Consider the following 6,392-nt stretch of genomic DNA (forward strand, 5'->3'; position numbering starts at 1 on the left):
AATTTAAAGAGCGTTAATCTAAAATAAGATTAACGCTCTTTCCATTTAATTTTTTAGTCTTGATTAACTGGTTCTGCTGAAACTTGTTCTTTTTCAACTGTTTCAGTTTCACCTTCAGCTTCAGAATCGTCTTCTTTAATTAAGGCGATTGAAACAAGATTCGTCTCGTCATCGACTTTCATCAAACGAACACCTGATGTAATTCTGCCTGTTACAGATATTTCATCTACTTTAATTCTGATTAATACGCCATTGTCATTGATGATCATTAAATCATCTGATTCTTCAACAACTTTAGCACCAATTACATTACCCGTTTTACTATTGATATTGTATGTGATGATACCTTTACCACCTCTAGTTTGCTGTCTATACTCAGTTAAAGGTGTTCTTTTACCATATCCATTTTCAGATACGATTAAGAGTTTAGCTTCATCTGATACAATATCCATCTCAATGACATGATCATAGCTCGCAAGTTTAATCGCTCTAACACCAGCTGCTGTTCTACCCATTGGTCTAACATCATCTTCGCTAAATCTTATCGACTTGCCTTTAGCGGTAATAACGATGAGATCATTATTACCATCTGTTCTCTTAACAGATATCAGCTGATCGTCTTCTTTTAAATTGATGGCAATTAAGCCTGTTTTACGTGATGTGTCAAATTGATCCAATGTCGTCTTCTTGATAACACCTTGCTTTGTACAGAGTGTTAAATAACCATTATCAAAATCTTTAATTGGCACAATTGAATTCACACGCTCATCAGGTTCAAGCGGTAAAAGATTAACAATTGCGGTTCCCTTAGAAATTCTAGAACCATCAGGAATCATGTAAGCTTTCATTCTATAAACTTTACCAAAGTTGGTAAAGAACAATAAATAGTCATGGGTTGAAGTTGTAAAGATATCTTTGACGAAATCCTCTTCTCGAGTAGATAATCCCGTTTTACCTCTACCGCCTCTTTTTTGAGATACATACTCACCTGTTGAAACGCGTTTGATATAACCTGCATGGGTTAAAGTAATAATAACCTCATCCTCTTCAATTAAGTCTTCATAATCAATCTCATCAGGGTTGATACTAATATCTGTACGTCTCTCATCATTGTATTGTTTTTTAATTCTGAGTAAGTCTTCCTTGATGATGCTTAAAAGCAATTCTCGATCTTCTAAAATTGAGATAAGATATTCAATTAATTTAATAATCTCATTGTACTCATTTTCAATTTTTTCACGCTCAAGTCCTTGTAATCTTCTTAGTCTCATATCGACGATTGTCTTGGCTTGAATTTCTGAAAGATTAAAGCGTTCCATCAATTTAAGTTCAGCATCGTTATAGGCAGCTCTGATAATTCTGATAACCTCATCAATATTATCAATGGCTATTCTTAAACCTTCAAGGATATGAGCACGATCTCTTGCTTTTTGAAGATCAAAAGTAACGCGTCTCGTTTCAACTTCAATCTGGTGATCAATGTAAACTTGAAGCATCTCTTTTAAATTCATGACTTTAGGCTCGCCACCTACAAGTGCAAGCATGATGATGCTATAAGAAACTTGTAACTGAGAATTTTTATAGAGTTGATTGAGCATAATATTGGCATTTACATCTCTTCTGAGCTCAATAACAACCCTTATACCATTTCTATTACTCTCATCTCTTAAATCAGTAATACCTTCTAATCTCTTCGTTTTAACGAGTTCTGCGATACCTTCAATCATTTTTGATTTATTAACTTGATACGGAATTTCAGTGATGATGATACGACTCTTACCGTTTTTCATCTCTTCAATTTCTGCCTTTGATCTTAAGATAACTCTTCCTCTACCGGTTCTGTATGCGCGCTTAATACCCTCTACGCCCATAATTTCAGCACCTGTTGGAAAATCAGGACCCTTAACACATTCCATAAGATCGTAAACATCTGTTTCTGGATCTTCCATCATCTTAACAACTGCATCAATTACTTCACCTAAGTTATGGGGTGGAATTGAAGTTGCCATACCTACTGCAATACCATTTGAACCATTTACAAGAAGATTTGGAAAACGGCTTGGTAAAACAACAGGCTGTGTTTCAGATTCATCAAAGTTCGGCATAAAATCAACCGTATTCTTTTCAATATCTCTTAAGAGCTCGCCAGATAGACGCGTCATTCTCGCCTCTGTGTAACGCATTGCTGCAGCGCCATCACCATCTATTGAACCAAAATTACCCTGACCATCCACGAGTGGATATCTCATTGAAAAATCCTGTGCAAATCTAACCATAGCGCCATAAATTGAAGAGTCACCATGCGGATGGTACTTACCGATAACCTCTCCCACAATACGCGCAGATTTACGATGCGGTTTATCGTGTGTGAAGTTAATTTCGTTCATGGCATATAAAATACGTCTATGAACTGGCTTTAAGCCATCTCTTGCATCCGGTAAAGCCCTACTGACAATAACGCTCATTGCATAATCAATATACGATTTCTTCATTTCATCCATTATGTCTACTTGAATAATCGTCTCAGATTCATTTATGCTTTCATTGATGTCATCATTGATGTCATCATTTTTAAAATCACTCAACTTCTACTTCCTCCTAGACATCCAGATTTGTTACATAACGCGCATTTGCTTCTATAAAATCTCTTCTTGGTTCGACTTTTTCGCCCATTAATGTAGAGAAAATCAAATCTGCTTCTACAGCATCATCAATACTAACATTCATAATGGTTCTTACTGCTGGGTCCATGGTCGTTGACCAAAGCTGTTCAGCATTCATTTCACCAAGACCTTTATAACGCTGCATACTGATACCTGTTCTACCAATTTCACCCAATAACTTATTGAGTTCTTTATCAGAATAGACATAATAAATGCTCTTGTTTTTCTTTACCTTGTAAAGCGGTGGCATTGCTATATATACATGACCTTGCTCTATTAATGGTCTCATAAATCTAAAGAAGAATGTTAAAATTAGCGTTCTAATATGAGCACCGTCGACATCGGCATCTGTCATAATAAAAATCTTATCATAACGCAACTTTGTAATATCAAAATCTTCTCCTATACCACAGCCAAATGCTGTGATCATGGCTCTAATTTCAGTTGAATTGAAAATTCTAGAGAAATTAGATTTTTCAACATTCATAATCTTACCACGAAGGGGTAAAATGGCCTGTATCGAACGATCTCTCCCCAGTTTTGCAGAACCACCTGCAGAGTCCCCTTCCACGATGTAAATCTCACATTTTGAAGGATCTCTTTCAGAACAATCCGCAAGTTTACCTGGTAGGGTAAGACCATCAAGAGCACCTTTTCTTCTGGTTAATTCTCTGGCTTTTCTAGCGGCCTCTCTGGCCTTTGCAGAAGTTAAACACTTATCTATAATTGTTTTTGCCTGAGCAGGATTTTCTTCCAAGAAAATTTGAAGCATTTCAGAACAAATAGATTCAACAATTCCTCTGATTTCACTGTTGCCAAGTTTGGTCTTAGTCTGACCTTCAAACTGTGGCTCTTCTAGTTTAACAGAAATAATTGTCGTTAATCCCTCTCTAACGTCCTCGCCAGTGAGATTTTCATCCTTTTCCTTGATAATGCCCTTACGTCTACCATAATCGTTAATAACACGTGTTAAAGCGGATTTAAAGCCTACAAGGTGTGTTCCACCCTCATGTGTATTAATATTATTTGCAAAAGTAAAGATATTCTCTGAATAGCCATCTGTATACTGCATCGCAATTTCAACTGTACTGCCTTCACTAGTTTGTTCAGAATAAATAATGTCATCATGAATCGCATTTCGATTCACATTTAAATAATTTACAAACTCTTTAATACCACCTTCATAGAAGAAACGTGATGTTCTTTGCTTGTCTGGACGACTGTCCGTTATTATGATTTCAATGCCTTTATTTAAAAAGGCCAATTCTCTGATTCTAGCTTCAAGTACTGTAAAATCATAATCTAATTCATCAAATATGAGATAATCTGCTTTAAAAGACGTTTTTGTACCTGTGATGCTTTCATTTTCAAGATCACCTATCACATGAAGCTTTTCACTTGTGAAGCCTCTTTCAAAACCTATTTTATGAATTTTACCATTTCGTTTAACCTCTACGTTAAACCATTCTGATAATGCATTTACAACAGATGCACCAACACCATGAAGACCACCAGATACTTTATAACCGCCACCGCCGAATTTTCCGCCGGCATGTAAAACAGTATGAATAACTTCTACAGCAGGTATTCCCATTTTTTGATGCATATCAATTGGCATACCTCTACCATCATCTTCAACGGTAATAATATTATCTGGTTCTATTGTTACGTTGATCTTTTTACAATACCCAGCCAAAGCCTCATCGATACTATTATCAATGATTTCATATACTAAGTGATGAAGACCTCTTAAACTTGTGGATCCAATATACATCCCTGGACGTTTTCTTACTGCTTCGAGCCCCTCAAGTACCTGTATCTGATCAGCATTGTACTCTTGATTTGACATTTCTACCTCCTACTAGCATTGAATGCTCCCATTTTTTACTTTTATTAATTTAGAAGCATTTATATAATCATCTAATAGATTTTTTACATCTGTTGTTGTGATGATCGTTTGAACATTCTTTAAAGTATATATTAGATCTTTTTGACGTTTATAATCCAGCTCACTCATAACATCATCCAGTAAAAGTATAGGATACTCACCTACTTCTTTCTTGATGATTTCAATTTCAGAAAGCTTTAATGATAATGCCGCAGTTCTCTGTTGTCCTTGAGAACCAAAAGATTTGATATTGATATCATTGACTTTAATATCGATGTCATCACGATGTGGTCCAATCGAGGTAAATCCCCTCTTGATATCACTATCCTGATTTTTTTTAAGTCCCGCTATTAAGTCATCCTTTATTGTATCATAATTTGTTAGGTTCTTAACAGAAGTAATATAACTAATTGATAAATTTTCATTTTGATTGGTAATGTTTTTATGAATATCTCGGCTTATTTCACTTAAGCTTTCAATAAACTGCATCCGCTTCACAATGATTTTTGAACCTTTTTGTGCCAATTGTTCATCCCAAATATCAAGAGTTTCTTTAAATGCAGGCTGATAATTGATTTTTTTTAAAAGTTCATTTCTCTGCATTAATATACGATTGTATTCAATAATGTCCAGACAATATATTTTACTAATATGAGAAAGTTCCCTATTGATGAATTTTCTTCTTTCGCTGGGACTGTCTTTAATGAGCTTCAAATCATCTGGATAAAATAAGACGAGGTTAATGGTACCAAGTAAATCAGAAATCTTTGTTATGTTGACACCATTGACTAAGAATTCTTTTTTACTCTTGTTGTTGATTCTGTATTCTATAGCTTCTTCATAGCCGTTGTCATGTTCAATCTCAATTTTAACCGAGGTAATTTCCTCATTAAAATTAACGAGATCTGAATCCTTTGTGGTTCTAAAGGACTTTCCAAATCCACAAACATAAAGCGCTTCAAGTAAGTTGGTTTTACCTTGTGCATTGTCACCTACAATAATATTTAGATGTTCATCAAAACCCAGTTTCATATAACCATAGTTTCTGAAATTTTTTAGCGCAATGGATTTAATTTTCAAAAGTTTACCCCTACTTTTTTCTAACGACCTTAAGTTCAAACTGTTCTTGTGGGTTTCCATCTTCATCTGGAATGATAATTTCTATCTCATCATTTGCGACGATCTTTTTGCCACGCATGGTACATATCTCTCCATTGACCGATACAAAACCTTCTTGAATCAATAGTTTTGAAAGGCCACCTGAATCCACGACATCAGCAAATTTTAAAAGCTGATCCAATTTAATAAAATCCGTTTCGATTTCAATTCTTTTCATATTAACCATCCTTATCTAGATATTCTACATGGTAATACTAAATAGGTATAACTTTCATGATCGATAGGTCTAATGATACATGGGCTGACATTATTGATTAGCTCTAAATAGATTTCTTCACTATCAATGACTTTTAGGGCGTCAATAAGATACTTAGGATTAAAGCCAATCTCTAAGTCATTACCTTCTAAATCTACACTGAGTTTTTCCATTGAACTACCCATTTCCGAACTTGAAGATATTTTTATTAGATCATCTTTTATTTCAAGCCTTATAGCAACATTTTTATTTTCTCTGGCCATGAGGAATGATCTATCGATACAAGTTAAAAATTGATCTGTGTTTACTTTTGCAACGGATTTAAAATCACTTGGAAGAATTTGAGTATAATTGATGAATTCACCTGCAAGTAATCTTGAATAGACCTTTAATGAGTCAAAAGTAAATAAAACCTGTTTGTCATCAAATGAAATTTTAAGATCACCCTTAGACTCCACTTGAGACA

At 34.7% G+C, this 6,392-nt stretch carries 4 protein-coding genes and 1 pseudogene; all 5 read right to left on the minus strand.

Going from position 1 to position 6,392, the window contains the following annotated elements:
* Window positions 1–53 precede the first annotated feature (53 nt).
* On the minus strand, window positions 54–2,585 hold the full coding sequence (gene gyrA / locus AC220I_RS16425) for a DNA gyrase subunit A (RefSeq protein WP_486724945.1): 2,532 nt from the start codon (window positions 2,583–2,585) through the stop codon (window positions 54–56).
* 13 nt (window positions 2,586–2,598) lie between these two features.
* On the minus strand, window positions 2,599–4,512 hold the full coding sequence (gyrB, locus tag AC220I_RS16430; RefSeq protein WP_486724946.1) for a DNA topoisomerase (ATP-hydrolyzing) subunit B: 1,914 nt from the start codon (window positions 4,510–4,512) through the stop codon (window positions 2,599–2,601).
* Window positions 4,513–4,524: 12 nt separating this feature from the next.
* Complete coding sequence (gene recF / locus AC220I_RS16435; protein ID WP_486724947.1) at window positions 4,525–5,631, minus strand: DNA replication/repair protein RecF; 1,107 nt, start codon at window positions 5,629–5,631, stop codon at window positions 4,525–4,527.
* A gap of 10 nt (window positions 5,632–5,641) precedes the next feature.
* Window positions 5,642–5,887, minus strand: coding sequence for an RNA-binding S4 domain-containing protein (locus AC220I_RS16440; RefSeq protein WP_486724948.1), 246 nt, complete (start codon window positions 5,885–5,887; stop codon window positions 5,642–5,644).
* A gap of 11 nt (window positions 5,888–5,898) precedes the next feature.
* Window positions 5,899–6,392: pseudogene (locus tag AC220I_RS16445) on the minus strand (DNA polymerase III subunit beta); the annotation flags it as partial.

This window comes from Fusibacter sp., assembly GCF_057447755.1.

Excerpts from the sequence above, each read along its gene's own strand:
- gyrB (WP_486724946.1), bottom strand. The coding sequence starts at position 4,512 with ATGTCAAATCAAGAGTACAATGCTGATCAGATACAGGTACTTGAGGGG.
- AC220I_RS16440 (WP_486724948.1), bottom strand. The coding sequence starts at position 5,887 with ATGAAAAGAATTGAAATCGAAACGGATTTTATTAAATTGGATCAGCTT.